The sequence below is a fragment of the Anaerotalea alkaliphila genome, assembly GCF_010179735.1.
GTDB lineage: Bacteria > Bacillota > Clostridia > Lachnospirales > Vallitaleaceae > Anaerotalea > Anaerotalea alkaliphila.
Genome location: NZ_JAAEEH010000032.1, coordinates 1 through 16,901 on the forward strand (window position 1 = coordinate 1; position 16,901 = coordinate 16,901).

The following is a 16,901-nucleotide window of genomic DNA, read 5'->3' on the forward strand; positions in this document are numbered from 1 at the left end:
GCTGCACGGCGCCTCCGCCGGTGTCCGTCCCTCCCGTGTCCTTGGAGCCGCAGCCTGCGAACAGGCTTGCCGCCAGGATGAGTGCCATGAGCATTGCAAGTTTTGCCTTCATAATGTATCCCCTTTCTTCATTCTGTCGGTTAGGTCCTCTTGTCACGCATCTTCCCTCTTTTTATTGAAAATGCACAACGGATTGCCTTCCATTAATGGTTTTTCACATCAATCCATTACATTTTAATCAATTTTTCGCTTACAGCCTTACACATTTCTGTTATAATATATGCTATCCTGACATAAAATGAGGGCTCTTATGAACAATGCACTGATAATGGAAAAGATGAAAAACATGGAAGGGTATTTCATGCACCCCTCCTACACCCTGGAGAAGAAACTGCTTTCAGAAATCCGCATGGGCTTCCTGGAAGAGGCCCACCGGACCCTGGACCTGATCAATTCCACAGAACGGGCCCACCTTTCCAAGGACCCCTTGCGTTCCCTGAAGAACTCCCTGATCATATCCTGCGCCCTTTTCGCGCGGGCGGCGATCGAGGCCAACGTGCAGCCCGAGGATGTCTTCACCCTCAGCGACGTTTTCATCCTGCACATCGAAACGACCAGCCAGCTGGAAGAGCTCCGGCAATTCGAATACGAGATGGTCCGGCAGTACATCCAGCTTGTGAACAATACGGAAGTGCAAAGCTACTCCCAGCCGATCACCGCCGTGATCAAGCACATCCACAACAACATCACGGAACCCATCACCGTCAACGAACTGGCGGCTCTGGTATCGAAGTCCCCGGACTATCTGTCCAAGCTCTTCAAGAAGGAAGTGGGCCAGACCATCAGCAGCTACATCCTGGTGCACAAAGTGGAACTGGCGAAATATTTTCTGGAATTCACCTCCATGAAGGTCATCGACATCGCCGTGCTGCTGAATTTCTGCAACCAAGGCTACTTTTCCTCCACCTTCAAACGGTTCACAGGTGTGTCTCCCATGGAGCACAAGATGCGCAAGCGCAGCGTGGAAACCCCGGAAACCGGCCAGGACTGACGTCTCCGTACGGAAAACAGGCGGGAACCCGGGTTCCCGCCTATTTTAAGATCAGATCCAAATCCACGCTCCGCAAAGCCCGCGACCGGTAATCCGCCTTCGGATTCTCCCAGGCGGATCCCACCGCAAGGACCTTCATGCCTCCCGCAACGGCCGCTTCCACGCCCGCATCCCCAGCTTCCACCACCAGGCAGCCTTCCGGAAGCAGGCCCAGCTTATTGGCCGCTTCCAGGTACACCTCCGGATCCGGTTCACCTTCCCTGATGCCGCTCCCGTCCACTACCGCATCGAAAAAATGCTCCAGGCCGATCCTCTTGAGCACGAATTGCATGTCCTTGCCGGATGAGGCGACAGCCAACTTCACCCTGCGGGACTTCAGCCGCGCCAGAAGCGCCATCACACCGGGCAGGATGTCGTCCGGAGAGAGCTTACCCAAAGGTTCCCTCATGGACACCATCACGCCATCCAGGCCAAAAATGATTCCTTGCACTGCCATAACCAGACCCCTTTCCCTTTCTTTTTTCCAGTATTGCATAAAGGGCAAGGGAAAATCTTAAGTATTTCCGTCATACCGTATGGATTTCAGCGGGAAACGTGCTCAATGGAAACGGGGAAAAAGCACATTGTTCTCCGCATGGACGTGGAGGTACATGTCCGCCACCAGCTCCTGCAGCTTGCCGTAGGCGATTCCATAGGTGCGGCATCCGTCCGCAGGCACCCGGAAATGGTCCGTCAACTCCGTCAACCGGTGGAGGGCTTCCCCTGCCCCATCGTGCTCCCGCTCCAGCTCCCGGATCAGTTCTCCGCATTCCTTTCCTCCCGAAGCAAGCTTGGGGAACAACTCCTCTTCCTCCTTCACCAGGTGGGACTCCAGCTCCAACGCAAGCTCCCGGAACACCTTGTGGATTTCATACAGTTCCTCGTGCCTGTGGCCGTGGACCTTCAGGATGGTGGAAAGCAGCTCCCGCAGCACCGGCAGCTCCCTTTTCAGGAAGGCATGGTGCCTTCCCACGATCCGGTCCACCAGCTCCCCAGAGGTCAGGTCGGACAGCAACACCACTCCGGGACCGGCGGCAGCGCCCGTGCCCGCAGCGGCCATGGCTTCCTCCGCCTCCCGCAGGACCGCCTCCAGGTCCGCGCCGTCCTTTTCCAGCGCCTCCGAGACCGTCCGGTCCCCCCCGCAGCAGAAGTCCACCTGGTGGTCCATATAGACCTTCACCAGTTCCGGATGCTCGGTTACACTGTTCCCTATGGTTTGTTGCAAATCCAATGCATGCATATCGATTCCTCCAATGCTCTTGTCATGGTCGGCATGGTTTTCCATCTGTTGGCACCATTCTACCACCCCGGAGGGACATCTTCCGTGATTTGCATCACACGAACCGTTTTTTTTCGCTTGATTTAAGGAGGCCCCATGACACAGCCCCACGCTCCCTACTGCACCACCTGCCGCCACAAGGTCTGCGCCAAAAAGGTGTCCCTGTTCTCCACCCTGGAGGACCGGCAGCTCCAGACGGTGGCCGGCCTGATCCAGCGCCGCTCCGCAAAAAAGGGCGAACCCCTTCTCCATGCCGGAGACATCGTCGACCGGCTGTTCATCGTGAACCAAGGCAGCCTGAAGGCCTCCATTTTCCAGGAGGACGGCAAGGAACAGATCCTCTACATCATCCAGAGCGGGGAAAGCATCGGCGAACTCTCCCTGCTGAAAAAGGAAAAGGCAACCTATGACCTGGTTGCCTTGGAAGATGCGGAATTGTGCACCATACCCAAAAATTCCTTCGACCTGTTCCTGCGGGAGAACCCCGACGTGGTCTTTTCCATCCTGGAGGCCGCCCACGAGAAGATCGCATCCCTGGAAAAGATGGTCCAGGCCATCGCATCCACCGATGCGGACATCCGCCTCAAGTTCCTGATCCAGCAGCTCATGCGCCGCTCCGGCGTCGAAACCCCGGAAGGCATCCTCCTCCAGTTGCGCCTCACCCGGGAGGACATGGCCAACTTCGTGGGCGTCACCCGGGAAACCATCAGCCGGAAACTCTCCCAACTGTCCCGGGAAGGGAAGCTGGCGTTTCTGGACGGCAAGCGGATCCTGGTGAAGGACCCGGGCCATTTCCAACCATACTGAAATACGCCTTACTGAAGCAGCAGCCTGATGGCGGCCAATGTGGTCATGACCAGCACGAACCGACGGAAAATCCGGTCGTTCAGGACACGGATGATCCGCACCCCGATGACGGCCCCCAGCAGGACCACCGGCACCATCACCAGCACAACCCCCGCCGTCTCCAGGGTCACGTTGTTCCAGAAAAATATCTGCAGGGGCAGCTTGATCAGGTTGGTGATGAAGAAGAACACCGCCAGGGTGCCCATGAAGTTCTTCTTCCCCAGTCCCAGGGCCAGCAGGTAGATGTTGAAGATGGGTCCCGCCATGTTGCCGATCATGGAGGTGAAGCCGCAGAGAATCCCCGTCAGGGCATAGACCCAGAGCTTCTCCGGAACCTGGATCTTGTCCCCCCTCACCTCCATGTACACGATCATCCCCAGGATCAGGATCACGATGCCCGCCAAAAGGGTTTTGAACTGCTGGTCGTCGATGTACTTGCCCACCACCAGGCCCAGCAGGATTCCGGCCGCCACCCAGCCCATCAGCCGCCGGATGATCTTGCCGTCCACATGCTGCTTGTAGAACAGCACCGCGAAGATGTCCCCCACAATGAACAGGGAGACCATCATGCCCGTGGACATCTTGCCCCCCACCACCGAAGCCAGCAGGGGCACCGCCAGCATCACCGTCCCGCTGATGCCGGCTTTGGCCATCCCCACCATCAGGGCTACAGCAGCTATTCCCGCCCACTGCCAAAGCTCGAAACCCAAAAAATCCGTCACTCCCATGTCGCACCTCGTTTCTGTCTTCTATGCCGCCAATTTCCGGGCGGCACGCATCCCTCCCATTATACAACGGCCGCCCTTAAGCTTCAAGGGTTCTGTTGACACAGGAGCCGGAATATGGTACATTTTTAACAAATACAGGACAAACTGCGGCAAGGAAGCCCCCTCGGAATTCCTTGCCCTTTTTCATACCAGGAGGTGTCTTATGGTAGAAAACGTCGTATCCATCGGCTTGTTCGTGGATGAAAGAATGGAAATCAAGAAGAACCGGTTCGTCGGCACGGAAGGCACCGGCAAGGCGAAGCGGATCTGCATCGCCACAGGAATCCACGGGGACGAGCTGGAAGGCCAGTACGTCTGCTGGGAGCTGGCCCGCCGGATCCGGGCGGACATCTCCCGCCTAAAGGGGATTGTGGACATCTATCCCGCCCTGAATCCCCTGGGCATCGATGCCGGCACCCGGGGCATCCCCATGTTCGACCTGGACATGAACAGGATCTTCCCCGGCTCCGAGGACGGGGCCGTGGCCGAGCATGTGGCCGCCAAGATCATCGCGGACATGGAGGGAGCCGACCTCTGTGTGGACATCCATTCCAGCAGCCCCCACATGCGGGAGCTTCCCCAGGTCCGGCTCAGCCAGGCCACCGCCAAGCAGCTGCTTCCCCACGCCCGGCTGCTGCACATGGACCTGGTCTGGATCCACGCCTCCGCCAGCACCTCCCATGCCACCCTTTCCCACAGCCTGAACCAGCGGGGCGTGCCCACCCTGGTGGTGGAGATGGGGGGCGGCATGCGCATCACCAGGAGCTACGGTGACCAGTTGGTGGATGGCCTCTTCCACCTGATGGCGGAGCAGGGGATTTGGGGATGCCCCGTCCCACCATTCCCGGATCCGGTCATCGCTACCGACTCCCATGTCCGCAAGGTCCGGGCGGACGTCCCCGGCCTCTTCCTTCCTGTGGCCGGCCACAACACCCGCCTGAAGGCCGGAGAGCCCCTGGGAAAAATCGTCGACGCCCTGACGGGAGAAGTGGTTTCCACCTTGTCCTCCCCCTGCGACGGGCTTCTTTTCACCCTCCGGGAATATCCGGTGGTCTATCCCGGCTCCCTTCTGGCCCGGATCCTGGGAGGTGAAGGCCGATGATCAAGGAAACCGTATTCGAACTCGCCTCCCCCTACCGGAACGACCTGCGGGTCACCGGCTACAGCTTCGGCAAAGGCGCAAAGGCTGCCTGCATCGTCGGCGCCATGCGCGGGAACGAGGTCCAGCAACTCTATGTCTGCTCCCAACTGGTCCAGACCCTGGGGGACCTGGAAAAAAGGGGCGCCATCACGGGAAACAACAGGATTCTGGTGATTCCCTCCATCAACCACCAGGCCATGAACGTGGGCAAGCGTTTCTGGGCCTCAGACGACTCCGACATCAACCGCCTTTTTCCCGGCGACTCCCAAGGGGAAACCACCCAGCGGATCGCCGCGGGCATCCTGGATCAGGTCCAAGGATACAGCTACGGCATCCAACTGGCCAGTTTCTACATGCCGGGGGATTTCATCCCCCATGTACGGCTGATGGACACGGGACACCAGAACGCCAGCCTGGGGACCCTCTTCGGTCTTGGCTACGTGCTGCTCCGCACCCCCCGGCCCTACGACACGACCACCCTGAACTACAACTGGCAGCTCCAGAATACCCACGCCTTTTCCATCTACACCAACGAGACCGACCGGATCGACCCCCATTCCGCCAAGGAGGCGGTCGCCTCCATCCTGCGCTTCCTCACCCGGATGGGCATCCTGAAGTACCATTCCCACGGCGGTTACATCTCCCACATCCTGAAGGAGACGGACCTCCATACCGTGACCAGCGGCACCTCCGGCATCTTCCGCAGGATGGTGGGACCCGGGGATGAGGCCCGCTATGGGGACGTGCTGGCGGAGGTCATCCATCCCTACGAGGGACATGTCATCCATCGGATCTTCTCCCCCACCGACGGGCTGGTCTTCTTCGCCCATCGGAACCCCCTGGTCATGGAGAACGAAGGGGTGTTCAAACTGATCAAGCGGCTGCACAGCTGAAAACAGAAAGGGAAGGGGCCTTCCGCCAGATTGCAGCGGAAGGCCCCTTCCCTTTCTGCACCTAATAGTTCTTGAACAACCCTCCCAAGCCACCGACGATTTCGCCCATGGGGTTGTTGGCTCCCCTGTTCTCCCCCCGGTTGGTGCCGATCGTCCTGCCGATCCGGTCCGCCAGCCGGCTGAAGGGCATGGACTGGAGCCAGACATGGCCTCTGCCGCTCAAGGTGGCCAGGAACAGGCCCTCGCCTCCGAACAGGCTGGTCTTGATGTCTCCGGTGAAGGTGATGTCATAGTCCACCGTCTCGCTGATGGCCACGATGCAGCCCGTGTCCACCCGCAGCATGTCCCCCGGCAACAGCTCCTTCTTGATGATGGTTCCTCCCGCATGGAGGAACACCAGGCCGTCACCGGTGAGCTTCTGCATGATGAAGCCCTCGCCCCCGAAGATGCCGGCCCCCACCTTCCGGTTCAGGTGGATGCTGATGGATATGCCCTTGGCCGCGCAAAGGAAGGCGTCCTTCTGGCAGATCAGGGAGGAGCCGAACTCCTTCAGCTCCACAGGGATGATCTTCCCCGGAAACGGCGCCGCGAACGCCACATGGGATTTGCCCTGGCCGCCGTTCTGGAACAGGGTCATGAACAGGCTCTCCCCCGCCAGCGCCCTTTTCCCGGCCCCCAGGATCTTGTCCATCACCTTGTCCCCTTCCTTGCCGCTGCCGTCCCCGAAGACGGACTGCATCTGGATGTCCTTCTCCATGTAGGTCATGGCCCCCGCCTCGGCCACCACGCTCTCCCCCGGGTCCAGCTCGATCTCCACCAGCTGCATGTCGTCGCCGAAAAGCTGGTACTCCACCTCGTCCGCCGGCCCCTGCACCCTGGGGGCCGCTCCCGCTTCCATCTTGGCTCCGCATTCCGGACAGAAATTCTTTCCGTCCACCACCTTCGCTCCGCAATTCGCACAAAACATTCCCAATACCTCCGTCTGTTTTCCAATTATGCCGCATCGTCTTCCCAACCTGTCCGCAAGTGGATGGTTCCTGTCCATTCTACCAAAAGGAGGCTCCCGCCGCCATGGTACTTTGCTCCTAGTCGTCCCTCCGGGCGCCAGCCAGGCCGAAAAAGCTTCCCGCCACCCCCAGCACCAGGCTGGCTCCCAAGACCAGGGGGAAAAGGCTCCCCCGCAGCCACATCCTGTCCGGCAGCGGCAGGAAGGGCAGGGGGCCCGCCACCTGGCGGTAGAATTCGTCCACAGCAAGGACAGCCATCCCCCAGGCCATGAGGCCTCCAAGCAGCATCAGCAGAACCCCCTCCATCACATAGGGGAGGGCGACGAAGGTCCGGGGAGCCCCCAGCAGCTCCAGGGTATGGATTTCATAACGGTGCAGGTCGATCCCCTGCCGGACCAGATGGGTCAGGATGACCAGCGTGGTGACACCCACTCCCAGCAGGACCAGCCAGCTTAAGACATCCACAAGCCGCGAACCTTGGCTCAGCAGGTCCAGGACCTCCCTGTTGTCCCGCACATGGTCCACCTGGGGAAGCGCCTCCAGGTTGGAGAGCACATCCCCTGTCTTTTCCAGGTCCAGCCGGATTTCCACAAAGGCGCTGAAGGGATTCCCTTCGAAGAACTCCAGGACCTTGGCGTCTTCTCCCAGGATCGCCACCATCCGGCCGTAGGCCTCCTCCCGGTCCACCAGCCGGACCTCCTCCACGCCTTCGATGGAGGCCATGGCCTCCATTTCCCTTCCGTAAGCAGACTCCTCCAGACCTTCCACCATATAGACGTTCACCTCCGCCTCCCTCTGGATGGCCTTCACCACCTCGCCACTGGCCATCCAACCGGCGGCCACCAGGGCAAAAAGCAGAAGCACCAGGGAGGTTCCCGCCAGGGCGGCCAGATTGGAGACCGGATTCCGCCTGAAGAGCTTCCATGTCTCCTTCAGGAAATATCCCCCATTCATCAGAAATGTCCTCATCATAGGCTTACCGGCCTTTCCAACCGCATCCTGCCGCCATCCAGATGGAGGATGGATGCGGTTTCCTGTCCCTCGATCAGGTGGGTCGCATGGGTTGTGATCAGCACCGTGGTTTCCGGGTTCCGGAAGGAGGCCAGCAGCTCCAGAATCAGGAGGGCGTTCTCCCTGTCCAGGTTCCCCGTGGGCTCGTCCGCCAGGATCAGCCTTGGCTTCCGGGCCACCGCCCGGGCGATGGCTACCCGCTGCCGTTCCCCCCAGGAGAGCCGTTCCACCTTGGCATGCAGCTTTTGGGAAAGCCCCACCCGGAGTAGGGCCTCTTCCGCATATTCCTTCATCTTACCATGGGGGGTTCCGTCGAAACGGAGCCCCAGCAGGACATTCTCCATGGCCGTGCTCCCGGGGATCAGCCGGAACTCCTGGAAGACAGGCCCCAGCTGGCGCCGCATCTTCCGGATCCTGCCGCTGTTTCCGCGCCGCATCCTTTCCCCCAGGACCTCCAGGGAACCGCCCGTGGCAAACTCCATGCCCATGAGCAATTTCAGCAGGCTGGTCTTTCCGGAGCCGCTGGGCCCTGTGATGTAGACCAGTTCCCCCGGTTCCAACACCAGCCCGATTTCCTCCAGGGCCCGCGTCCCGTCCTTGTATGTAAGTTCCAATCCTTCCGCCCGGATCATAGGGACCTCCTCACTCCAGCCAGCTGGGCCGGACCTTCAGCAGCATCATGCCTGGGACGGATTCCACCGCCGTCACCCTGTTTCCATCCGCAAGGGGTGCCAGGTCCAGTTCCAGGGGACCTGCGGCGAACAGTTCCCCCAGGGCCGCCTCCCCCAAGGGCAGGTTCAGGAATGTTCCCTCCTCCGCCCGGTATTCCAATCGGTTCTCCCCAGCAAGGACGAACCGCCCTTTCAGCACCAGGGTCTCCCCCACGGCGCTGACCCGCACCCTCTCCTCCTCGAATCCGAAGGCAAGCTCCGGCAGCTCCGGTCGGTCCAGGATCAGCTGGTTGAGCACCTCCTCCCGGATCCTGACCGTAATGGACGCAAAGGAGGCTTCGATTTCCAATGCCTCCTCCGGAAGGCTTCCCGCAGCCACCGCCCGGGAAAAACCGGCGGAAGCCAGAACGAACAAGGGTTTCACCTCTTCCCAGGCGTACCTGACTTCCGCCAGGTATGCCTCGTAGGCATACCGTTGTTCCTCCAGGGAAGCCAGGTACGCCTCCCGTTCCTCCTTCAAGGCGACCTTCTCCCGGAGGGTCTCCCGAAGCCGCGCTTGCTCCTGCTCCACCAGCGCCAGCCTTCCAGCAATCCCCTCCCGCATCTGTTCCAGCAGGGCCGCACTTTCCTCCAGCCGCTCCATCAGGATGCCCGTGTTGCGCAGCAGGTCCCGGAGGATGTTGACCCTCCGCAGGAAGGAGGTCAGGTCTTCCGAATCCAGGAGGATCTCCAGGAAGGTTCCCGGACCGTTCTTCTGGTAGATTTGAACCACCGCCTGCAGGGTCTCCCGGTTCCGACGGAAGGATTCCTGTTCCCGCTCCACCTTCCCGTCAAGGTCCTCCACCTCCCCCTTCAGGGTATTGACCCTTCCCGCAATCCGCTCCGCCTCCAACGCAACAGCCTGGATCTCCTCTTCCATGGCCAGCAGCGTCTCCATCACCGTACGCTCTTCCGTCCCGATGGCGGCGATCCGCCCTTCCGTCTCGATGATGATTTCCCTTCCCTCCACCAGCGGTTGGAAACGGTGCTGTACAAGGCCAAGGACCAGCAGACAGAGGATTCCCCATTGCAATTGTTTTTTTCGACCCATGGAACCACCTCCTGTCATCCCCGGTTGATGAACACCAGCCCCGCGATGCAGAGCAGGATGCCGACGGCATGGTTGCTTGTGAGCTTCTCCCCGAAGAACAGCACCCCCACCACCACCAGGGAGGCGGCTAGGCTGATGTTGGCCACCAGGGAGCCCAGGCTGATGTTCCAGCCGGCCCTGTAGACCATGAGGTAGCCGAACTCCAGCCCCACGATGGCGACCCCCAGCAGGGCCGCCGTATGGTTCACATTCCGGAACTGCTCCAGGACGGGAACCTGCCTGCCGGCGCTGTCCACCAGGAGCAGCAGGGCCGTCAGGGTGCCCGCCAGCAGATAGGTCACCAACAGGGAGGCGAAGGGATTGGCTCCCCGGGGGGTGGTCTTGGAGGAGACATGGTAGATGATGTTGGACGAAACGACCAACAGGATGGGCAATGTGTATTTCAGCATCTGGATCCCCGCTTTCCATGCCTGGTCCGGCATTGTTTCCTAACACCTAGTGTAGCAGACCCTCTGCCGCTTTTCCAGCAAAAAAAGGCGGATCCTATTCGAATCCGCCTCCCACCAGGCCTGCGCTTTCCGTCACATAGACGAAGCTGGGGAGTTTTCCCATGGAACCCGAGGATGTGCTCAATCCAGCAGTTCCGAATCCAGAATGACATAGTTGGCCCGATGGATGTAGAGGCTCTTGCCATCGATGTTGAGCCTGGTCATTTTTGGCAGTTCCGACGGTATGGTGACGAAGACGGATTTGCCTTGGTAGACCCCGATGGGGATTCCCAACTGGCTGGATATGACGACCGTTTTTGGCTTGCCGATCCTGTTCCTGATGGAGTTCACAAACCGGTCCAAGGGCACGAATCCGCCGCCCTCCACAGTGAAGTTGGCGGCGTTCTCCAGCAGCCCCACCGTGATTTTGCTTCCTTTCATTTCCATGGTCTTGGCCGCATTATGGTCGTAGACGGAAACCACGAATTCCTGGCCTACAAGTTCCCCGCGGATCTTGGCGAACTTGTCACGGATTGCGGCGCATCCTGAGGTTCCAAGGACCAGCGCAAGGGCCAGAACGGCGATGAGGATCTTTCTTCTTTTCATGCGACACCCCTTCCATTCACGTTTCGGTTCCTCCCGTCAAGGGGCGATGAATAGGATCAAACTGGCGGCCATCACCATCATCCCCAGGACCAATCCGTAGATGGACAGATGGTGCTCCCCGTATTCCCTGGCGGAGGGCAGCAGTTCGCCCAGGGAGATGTTTAGCCCACCAAATACTCATACAGCTCTTCCCTGACCGGAACCTCCAGCCTATACCTGATTTCCACCGCATTCTTGTTTGTGTTCTTCATGATGATCGGATGGGGTTTACCTATTGTGTGGATCCTGCCCAGGAAATAGAATTCCTTGGATGTATGGTCATCCTTGTTCTTCCGGACGAACAGGTACATCCGTACCCCGTCCTCCCCCGCCCTGTAGGCCTGGACCACATCCTCCGATTCCGGCGTCCGTCCAGACTTGGAAATTGCAATCAGCTCTCCAGAAGATAAGAAACGGTCCTCATAATTGGTCGAATCACTGATGTCATCCGGTTTTTCATAGTTTATGAAAACGGGATATGTTTTTGTCTTCCTGTCGAATTTGTATCCACCAATATTCAGAGGCACTTCCGCTTTTTCCCACTCCAGGAGCCTGCAGACATCCTCGTAGGTGTACTTCTGGTACAGCTGAAAGCTGGTTCCGCTGTAGGGGCTCCCATAGCACTTCCTGTTCCGCTCGATACCGAAATCAAGCAACTCCAACAACTTGTCTTTGAAACAGGAATCTTCCAAGAGCTTCCGATAATCTGTTGCAATCCTGTACTCTCCATCCGCCTGCGCCTCTTCCAAGAACACACAGTCTTTATAGGTATCCCTGGATGTGCCTGATGCAAATCTTCCGGTCAGCACATTGACCACCGACCAGATGCCCGATTCCCCAATTTCAATTCCGTAGTCATTGAAAAGGCACTTTCTCAAAAAATGGATCAGATTCTCCTTTTGACTCATCATCCCCTTCAACAGAAGCAGCTCATGGATCCGTTTTCCTGATGCCAATTTCTTCGAGATGAACTCGATGAACTTCTCTTGCAATGGTGAAAACCTGACCTGATATTCCTTCTCGTATTTTTTCAAAAATAAATGATAGGAGCCTAATGAATTATTGTCGAATATCCTTGTCACGTCGATGGAGCCATATAATTCGAACTCTTTCAAAGAAGGGATCCGTCCCAACTGATATTTGAGATTCTGATAGGATTCCTTGATCAGCCTTATATCGCTGAAGTTTGCGTTGTCGATGGCTTCAAAAATCCGCTTCTTTGCGACTGCTTCAAAGTTGATGGTCGAGCAACCCGGTATGACCCGGTTGCCCTCCAGGACGTAACGACGCACCGTATCTTTGTTGTAGGAACGGTCGCCGGACAAGGCCATGGGAATCATGAAATTGTTCCTGTAGTTGCCGATAAAATCGATGACCACCACATAGTCCTTTTCCGGGTGCTTCCTGAGCCCCCTACCCAACTGTTGCACGAAGATGATTGCAGATTGTGTGGGCCGGAGCATTATAACCTGATTGATGCTTGGAATGTCCACCCCTTCGTTGAAGATATCCACTGTGAAGATGTAATCAAGGGCTCCAGCCATCTGTTCCTGCTCCAAACGCTCGATGGCTTCTTCCCTTGCCTCTTGGGAATCGCTCCCCGAAAGTGCCATGGTCTTGTATCCGTGTAGGTTGAACTTCTGGGACAACTCGATGGCTTCCCTGACCGAACTGCAAAACACCAATCCTTTCACACGTTTGCCATAATATCCGTAAAATCGGACCTTCTCCAGGATATGGCTGATCCTTTCTTCCGCCACAAGGTGACGGAAATCCGTGTCCTCCTGGATGACCTTTCCGTCCACCATGATTTCCATCACGCCGAAATAATGGAAGGGACAGAGCATGTTTTCCTGCAACGCTTCCTGGAGACGGATTTCATACGCAATGTTATAACCGTAATCCTGGTAGATGTTGCAGCCATCAGTCCTCTCCGGAGTTGCTGTCATCCCTAGCAGGAATTCAGGCTGCAGGTGTTGCAGGATCCGCTGGTAACTCTCTGCTCCAGACCGGTGGGTTTCATCCAAAACCACATAATCGAAGGCATCCGATGCAAACCGCTCCAGCACCTGGGATTTCGAGAGGGTCTGCACTGTGGAGAAAAGATACTGTGCCTCGGTCTCCCGGCATCTTCCGGTCAGCTTCCCTGTCTCGATCCCATGACCAAGGACATCCTGGAAGCTTTCCATTGCCTGGTCCAAGATCTGTTCCCGGTGCACAAGGAAGAGGAACTTCTTAGGACGGACCTTCTCCACATCAAAGGCTGCCAGATACGTCTTGCCGGTTCCTGTGGCAGATATCAGCAGTGCCCTGTCCCCTCCGTTTTCCCTGATCCGCTGGATTCCGTTCAGCGCCTGGACCTGCATCCTGTTAGGCATAATCTTGAAGAGGGGACGGACCCTTTCCGTTTGGCCCTCTTTGGAATGGAAAACCGGCTTGTATCGGCGGTAGATATCCTCATACGCCTGCAGCCAGTTCTCGTTCACCTTTTCCGCCTGGTCGAAGCTTCTTTGGAACTCCTGCAAGGTATCCTGTATCAGGGATCCCTGTCCCATGGATGAGACCTTTACATTCCACTCCTTGTTGTAACCTAGGGCTTCCTGGGTCAAATTGCTGCTTCCTACAACCAGGCTATAGGTCTCGGCTTTCCTGAAGATATACCCCTTTGCATGCAGGTTTCCGTCAACAACCATGCGCAACTCGACGTTCTTGAACTGAAGCAGCCTGCGGAGCGCCTCGGGATTGGTGAAGTTCAGGTATTGGGATGCCAGGATTTTTCCTTGTATCCCCCTCTCCTCCAACTCCTTCAATGTATTCAGCAAGACGGTGACACCACTTTGTGTTATGAACGCGACGGAGAAGAAGAAGGCATCACAACCGTTCAACTCGTTGATGATGCTCGTCAGGACCTTTTGGCCTTTCTCATGGTCATTAACCAGAAGTTTCGGACGATACGCTTCCAGGGATACGCCTTGATGATCGACGAAACCGCTGTAGATGCTTCTTACGATTTCCGCTTGAACACTCATCCCAGATCCTCCATCAATTTTCTCACGATTGGCAGATCTGCAGGTGCCCAGTCAAGCTTCAGAAGGTCGGATGGTTTCAGCCATACATGGTCGTGGTGGTCATTCCTTTCGAACACCCTGTGGTCGATTGGGCAAAAATAGGCATGCATCGTAATCGAGAAATCGGGATACGCATGCTCGACGGTCATATAGTGTTGGTTTGGTCCAATGGATACTGCAAGGTCCATTTCCTCCTCCAGTTCCCTGGACAAGGCGTCTTCAAAGGCTTCCCCGGCTTCCACCTTTCCGCCGGGAAATTCGTATTTATAGGATATGTAGTCGTATTTGCTTCCTTTGCGCTGCATGCAAAGGATTTCTCCACCTTCCACAATGATGGCTGCTGTCACTGTCATGTGTTTCATCGTCGGCCTCCCCTCCTCCTACCCCTTCTCCTCCAGCATCTTTTCCCCCTGCCGGATGAATTCCTTCAGCACCTTGACCCGGGCGTGCCGCTTGTCCTGGCCCTCCACGATGATCCAGGGGGCCCAAGAGGTGTCGGTCCGCACCAGCATCTCGTTCATGGCGTCCAGGTAGGCGTCCCACTTCTCCCGGTTCCTCCAGTCCTCGTCGGTGATCTTGTGGACCTTGTCCGGCTCCCTTGTCCTGTCCTCGAAACGCCTAAGCTGCTCGTCCTTGTCGATGTAGAGGAAGAACTTCAGCACCAGGGCCCCGGCGTTGGCCAGGTGCCTCTCCATATCGTTGATTTCCCCGTAGGCCCTGTCCCACTCCTCCATGGCGGCGAAGCCCTCGATCCGCTCCACCATCACCCGGCCGTACCAGCTCCTATCGAAGATGGCGATCCTGCCCTTTCCGGGGAAGTCCCGGTAGAACCGCCACAGGTAGTGGTACTGCCTTTCCGTCCCGTCCGGGGCGGCGGTGCTCACCACCTCGTAGCCCCGGGGGTCCATCCAGCGGGTGAGCCTGGCGATGGCACCTCCCTTGCCTGCGGCGTCCATGCCCTCGAAGACCAGGATGCCGGGGATGCCCTTGGTGTACATCCGGTAGGCGACCTTCCTGGCCTCCAGCTGGAGCTTCTTCAGTTCCTTCTCGTAGTCGGACTCCTCCAGGGACAGCCCCAAGTCCACCCGATCCAGTGGCCTGTCCCCCAGCACGTACTCCCGGACGGGATGCCGCCCCCCATTCGCCTTGCCCAGCTTACGGTCGATGCCCTCCCGGACCTTCTCCTCCACCAGGCCGATGACCATCTTGGCCGCGGACTTCTGGTCCTCGGTGGAAACCACATGCCAGGGGCTGAAGGGGAAATCGGACTGCTTGAGAATGCGGTCGAAATGCTCCAGGTATCCCTGGTAGTCGTCGTACTGGGCCTCGTCCCGCTCCGACAGTAGGAACAGGCGGTCGGGGTCCTTCCGAAGCTCCTCGATCCGCTTCTTCTGGGTCTTCTCCTTCTGGTGCAGGAAGAATTTGACCACCACCATGTCGTCGTCGTAGAGCTCCCGCTCGATGGAGCTGATGTCCCCGATGTCCCTCTCCAGGGATTTCCTGCTTTTTTCCAGGTCGTGCATGACCTGGAAGTAGAAGCTCCTGTCGAAGACGGCCATATGCCCCTTCCGGGGGATCCGGCGCCAGAACCTCCAGAGGAAGGGGCGTTCCCGCTCCTCGTCCGTGGGGTTCTCGAAGACGCTCACCTTGCAGGCCCGGGGGTCCAGCTCCCGGATCAGCTCGTTGATCACATGACCCTTCCCGGAGGACTCCCATCCCTCCACAATCACCAGGACGGGGACCTGATGGTGCCTGGCCAACCGCAGGGTCCTGGCCAGCCCCTCCCCCAGTTCGGAGGTCCTGAAGTTTTCGTAGGGGTTCTCGAATCCGCTGAAATCGTAGTTTCCAATCATATAGGGCCCTCCTTCCCCACAGGTCCCCGCTCCTCCCGGCTTCCGTCCTCATGGCTGGCGAACCGGTTTTCACCCGTTCCGTGGACCGGATCCGGCCGTTCCCAAGGCCATCCTCCGAACCTGGTCTGCCGGTAGTCCAGGAAGGCCTGCTGGATTTCCTCTTCCGTGTTCATGACGAAGGGGCCATATTGGACCACCGGCTCCAGGATGGGTTCCCCTTCCAGCAGGAGCAGCCGGCTGGGGATGGGGCCGTTGGTCAGCAGCACCTCCCCGCCGGGGGCCAGATGGATGCCGTGGGCCGCCGAAACCGCCTGGTCCTGGACATGGAGCGTTTCCCCCTCATGGAAGTAGAGGACCCTGGAGAGGGTGTCGGAACCTTTGGGAAGGGAAAGGACCGCCCGGGGATCCATATCCAGGATCAGGATCCGCACCCCGCCCGCCGGATCATTGGCCCAGGAGGCGGGTGCCGGCTCCAGGCTGTCCGTTCCCTGGAAGCTTCCGGCGATGACCCGGACGCGGCTCCTGGGGCCGCCCTCCTCTCCCACCTCCACCACCGGGATTTCCTCCGCCCAGAGCATCTTGTAGAAGGGGGGGGTGAACTTGTCCTTCTTCGGCAGGTTCAGCCACACCTGGAACAGCTCCAGGGGATTCTCCTTGTCCTGGCGTACCAGGGGGAACATCTCGGCATGCTGCATACCGCTGCCCGCGGTCATCCACTGGACGTCCCCGTTCCCGTAGCGCCCGGCGGCCCCGGCGGAATCCGAGTGGTCCACAAATCCCTCCAGCACCATGGTGACCGTCTCGAATCCCCTGTGGGGATGTTCCGGAAAGCCCGGCACCCGGTCCCCATGGTACATGCGCCATCCGTCCCGCAGGGTGAAATCGTTGCCCAGGTTCCTGCCGGCCAGGGAGGCGGCGGGACCCTGTTCCCCATTCCCCTTGGGATAACGGTCCTTGTGGTGGGCGCAGAAGAGGAAGGGGTTTTCCGTCTCCCACAGGAAGCCCAGTTTCGTGACTTTTCGAATCGGATGCTTTGGCATAGGAATCCTCCT

The 16,901-nt window shown here is 58.4% G+C and carries 17 protein-coding genes and 1 pseudogene; 4 read left to right on the top strand and 14 right to left on the bottom strand.

The window, feature by feature from the left end:
- The first annotated feature begins 310 nt into the window (after window positions 1–310).
- Entirely contained in the window at window positions 311–1,051 is a 741-nt protein-coding gene (locus GXN74_RS10875) for a helix-turn-helix transcriptional regulator (protein WP_162370969.1), read from the top strand.
- A gap of 40 nt (window positions 1,052–1,091) precedes the next feature.
- Here the strand turns inward: GXN74_RS10875 and GXN74_RS10880 are convergent, their stop codons facing one another.
- Complete coding sequence (locus tag GXN74_RS10880) at window positions 1,092–1,547, bottom strand: HAD-IA family hydrolase (RefSeq protein WP_162370970.1); 456 nt, start codon at window positions 1,545–1,547, stop codon at window positions 1,092–1,094.
- 102 nt (window positions 1,548–1,649) lie between these two features.
- Complete coding sequence (gene ric / locus GXN74_RS10885; protein WP_162370971.1) at window positions 1,650–2,330, bottom strand: iron-sulfur cluster repair di-iron protein; 681 nt, start codon at window positions 2,328–2,330, stop codon at window positions 1,650–1,652.
- Between the two features lie 135 nt (window positions 2,331–2,465).
- Between ric and GXN74_RS10890 the strand changes: the two genes are divergently transcribed.
- Window positions 2,466–3,176: a Crp/Fnr family transcriptional regulator gene (locus tag GXN74_RS10890; protein WP_162370972.1), complete on the top strand. Its 711-nt coding sequence runs from the start codon at window positions 2,466–2,468 to the stop codon at window positions 3,174–3,176.
- A gap of 8 nt (window positions 3,177–3,184) precedes the next feature.
- On the opposite strand, the gene GXN74_RS10895 is transcribed toward GXN74_RS10890, so the two are convergent.
- Complete coding sequence (locus GXN74_RS10895) at window positions 3,185–3,943, bottom strand: sulfite exporter TauE/SafE family protein (RefSeq protein WP_162370973.1); 759 nt, start codon at window positions 3,941–3,943, stop codon at window positions 3,185–3,187.
- 202 nt (window positions 3,944–4,145) lie between these two features.
- On the opposite strand from GXN74_RS10895, the gene GXN74_RS10900 reads away from it, so the two are divergent.
- Both GXN74_RS10900 and GXN74_RS10905 read left to right on the top strand, forming a co-directional pair.
- On the top strand, window positions 4,146–5,084 hold the full coding sequence (locus GXN74_RS10900; RefSeq protein WP_162370974.1) for a M14 family metallopeptidase: 939 nt from the start codon (window positions 4,146–4,148) through the stop codon (window positions 5,082–5,084).
- Window positions 5,081–6,016 carry a M14 family metallopeptidase gene (locus GXN74_RS10905; protein WP_162370975.1) on the top strand — a complete coding sequence of 312 codons (936 nt, stop codon included), beginning with the start codon at window positions 5,081–5,083 and terminating at the stop codon, window positions 6,014–6,016. The genes GXN74_RS10900 and GXN74_RS10905 overlap by 4 nt, the downstream gene beginning before the upstream one ends.
- 61 nt (window positions 6,017–6,077) lie before the next feature.
- Here GXN74_RS10905 and GXN74_RS10910 read toward each other — a convergent pair whose 3' ends face one another.
- From GXN74_RS10910 to GXN74_RS10960, 11 genes and pseudogenes are all read right to left on the bottom strand, one after another.
- The gene (locus tag GXN74_RS10910) at window positions 6,078–6,983 is read right to left on the bottom strand and encodes a TIGR00266 family protein (RefSeq protein WP_162370976.1); all 906 of its coding nucleotides are present in this window, start codon (window positions 6,981–6,983) and stop codon (window positions 6,078–6,080) included.
- 118 nt (window positions 6,984–7,101) lie between these two features.
- Window positions 7,102–7,977 (bottom strand): cell division protein FtsX, encoded by an 876-nt coding sequence (locus tag GXN74_RS10915; protein ID WP_162370977.1) that lies wholly within the window; start codon window positions 7,975–7,977, stop codon window positions 7,102–7,104.
- A gap of 14 nt (window positions 7,978–7,991) precedes the next feature.
- Window positions 7,992–8,666 (bottom strand): cell division ATP-binding protein FtsE, encoded by a 675-nt coding sequence (locus tag GXN74_RS10920; protein WP_162370978.1) that lies wholly within the window; start codon window positions 8,664–8,666, stop codon window positions 7,992–7,994.
- Window positions 8,667–8,676: 10 nt separating this feature from the next.
- Window positions 8,677–9,795 (bottom strand): coiled-coil domain-containing protein, encoded by a 1,119-nt coding sequence (locus GXN74_RS10925; protein ID WP_162370979.1) that lies wholly within the window; start codon window positions 9,793–9,795, stop codon window positions 8,677–8,679.
- A gap of 14 nt (window positions 9,796–9,809) precedes the next feature.
- Entirely contained in the window at window positions 9,810–10,277 is a 468-nt protein-coding gene (locus GXN74_RS10930; protein ID WP_246208688.1) for an EamA family transporter, read from the bottom strand.
- Window positions 10,278–10,424: 147 nt separating this feature from the next.
- On the bottom strand, window positions 10,425–10,889 hold the full coding sequence (locus GXN74_RS10935) for a DUF5052 family protein (RefSeq protein ID WP_162370980.1): 465 nt from the start codon (window positions 10,887–10,889) through the stop codon (window positions 10,425–10,427).
- Between the two features lie 36 nt (window positions 10,890–10,925).
- Window positions 10,926–11,048, bottom strand: a pseudogene (locus GXN74_RS14565) (zinc transporter ZupT); the annotation flags it as partial.
- 2 nt (window positions 11,049–11,050) lie between these two features.
- Complete coding sequence (locus tag GXN74_RS10945) at window positions 11,051–13,957, bottom strand: DEAD/DEAH box helicase (RefSeq protein WP_162370981.1); 2,907 nt, start codon at window positions 13,955–13,957, stop codon at window positions 11,051–11,053.
- The gene (locus GXN74_RS10950; protein ID WP_162370982.1) at window positions 13,954–14,358 is read right to left on the bottom strand and encodes a (deoxy)nucleoside triphosphate pyrophosphohydrolase; all 405 of its coding nucleotides are present in this window, start codon (window positions 14,356–14,358) and stop codon (window positions 13,954–13,956) included. Before GXN74_RS10950 ends, GXN74_RS10945 begins: the two co-directional genes overlap by 4 nt.
- Window positions 14,359–14,376: 18 nt before the next feature.
- Window positions 14,377–15,849 (bottom strand): phosphate--AMP phosphotransferase, encoded by a 1,473-nt coding sequence (locus GXN74_RS10955; RefSeq protein ID WP_162370983.1) that lies wholly within the window; start codon window positions 15,847–15,849, stop codon window positions 14,377–14,379.
- Complete coding sequence (locus GXN74_RS10960) at window positions 15,846–16,889, bottom strand: pirin family protein (protein WP_162370984.1); 1,044 nt, start codon at window positions 16,887–16,889, stop codon at window positions 15,846–15,848. Before GXN74_RS10960 ends, GXN74_RS10955 begins: the two co-directional genes overlap by 4 nt.
- Window positions 16,890–16,901: the final 12 nt, after the last annotated feature.

Bases quoted from the DNA above. Each gene is read 5' to 3' on its own strand.
- GXN74_RS10950 (WP_162370982.1), bottom strand. From the start codon at position 14,358: ATGAAACACATGACAGTGACAGCAGCCATCATTGTGGAAGGTGGAGAA.
- GXN74_RS10915 (WP_162370977.1), bottom strand. From the start codon at position 7,977: ATGAATGGGGGATATTTCCTGAAGGAGACATGGAAGCTCTTCAGGCGG.
- GXN74_RS10955 (WP_162370983.1), bottom strand. From the start codon at position 15,849: ATGATTGGAAACTACGATTTCAGCGGATTCGAGAACCCCTACGAAAAC.
- GXN74_RS10900 (WP_162370974.1), top strand. From the start codon at position 4,146: ATGGTAGAAAACGTCGTATCCATCGGCTTGTTCGTGGATGAAAGAATG.
- GXN74_RS10925 (WP_162370979.1), bottom strand. From the start codon at position 9,795: ATGGGTCGAAAAAAACAATTGCAATGGGGAATCCTCTGTCTGCTGGTC.
- GXN74_RS10880 (WP_162370970.1), bottom strand. From the start codon at position 1,547: ATGGCAGTGCAAGGAATCATTTTTGGCCTGGATGGCGTGATGGTGTCC.
- GXN74_RS10945 (WP_162370981.1), bottom strand. From the start codon at position 13,957: ATGAGTGTTCAAGCGGAAATCGTAAGAAGCATCTACAGCGGTTTCGTC.
- GXN74_RS10910 (WP_162370976.1), bottom strand. From the start codon at position 6,983: ATGTTTTGTGCGAATTGCGGAGCGAAGGTGGTGGACGGAAAGAATTTC.
- GXN74_RS10935 (WP_162370980.1), bottom strand. From the start codon at position 10,889: ATGAAAAGAAGAAAGATCCTCATCGCCGTTCTGGCCCTTGCGCTGGTC.
- GXN74_RS10920 (WP_162370978.1), bottom strand. From the start codon at position 8,666: ATGATCCGGGCGGAAGGATTGGAACTTACATACAAGGACGGGACGCGG.
- GXN74_RS10875 (WP_162370969.1), top strand. From the start codon at position 311: ATGAACAATGCACTGATAATGGAAAAGATGAAAAACATGGAAGGGTAT.
- GXN74_RS10895 (WP_162370973.1), bottom strand. From the start codon at position 3,943: ATGGGAGTGACGGATTTTTTGGGTTTCGAGCTTTGGCAGTGGGCGGGA.
- GXN74_RS10930 (WP_246208688.1), bottom strand. From the start codon at position 10,277: ATGCCGGACCAGGCATGGAAAGCGGGGATCCAGATGCTGAAATACACA.
- GXN74_RS10960 (WP_162370984.1), bottom strand. From the start codon at position 16,889: ATGCCAAAGCATCCGATTCGAAAAGTCACGAAACTGGGCTTCCTGTGG.
- GXN74_RS10905 (WP_162370975.1), top strand. From the start codon at position 5,081: ATGATCAAGGAAACCGTATTCGAACTCGCCTCCCCCTACCGGAACGAC.
- ric (WP_162370971.1), bottom strand. From the start codon at position 2,330: ATGCATGCATTGGATTTGCAACAAACCATAGGGAACAGTGTAACCGAG.
- GXN74_RS10890 (WP_162370972.1), top strand. From the start codon at position 2,466: ATGACACAGCCCCACGCTCCCTACTGCACCACCTGCCGCCACAAGGTC.